General features: G+C 65.4%; 1 protein-coding gene. It reads left to right on the top strand.

All coding sequences use genetic code 11. From position 1 onward, the window contains the following. Positions 1 to 324 (top strand): helix-turn-helix transcriptional regulator (locus AABA86_RS33970; protein ID WP_338309845.1); only part of this gene is annotated, 324 nt, incomplete at both ends.

Raw genomic sequence — 324 nt, 5'->3', positions numbered from 1 at the left:
CGCTGACCGCGGCCGAGCTCTGCCGCCACTTCCGGATCTCGCGCGCGACCCTTTATCGGCAGTTCGAGGCCGATGGCGGACTTGCGCATTACGTCCGGGAGCAGCGGCTCAATCTCGCCTTTCGGCAACTGATCTCCCCATCTGCGCAGGACAAGCGGCTGATCGACCTCGCCGTCGGCATGCGCTTCAGCAGCGACTCGACCTTCATCCGCGCCTTCCGCCGCAAATTCGGGCTGACACCGGGCGAGTTGAGGGAGCTGGCCGACAATTGGCTGCGCGAAACCGGATCGGTCCCGGCGATCGACACCGTGCTGCATCAACTGG

This window comes from Bradyrhizobium sp. TM233 (assembly GCF_036247965.1).
In the GTDB taxonomy this organism is placed as follows: domain Bacteria; phylum Pseudomonadota; class Alphaproteobacteria; order Rhizobiales; family Xanthobacteraceae; genus Bradyrhizobium; species Bradyrhizobium ottawaense.
This window is presented reverse-complemented; position numbering and strand designations above follow the sequence as displayed.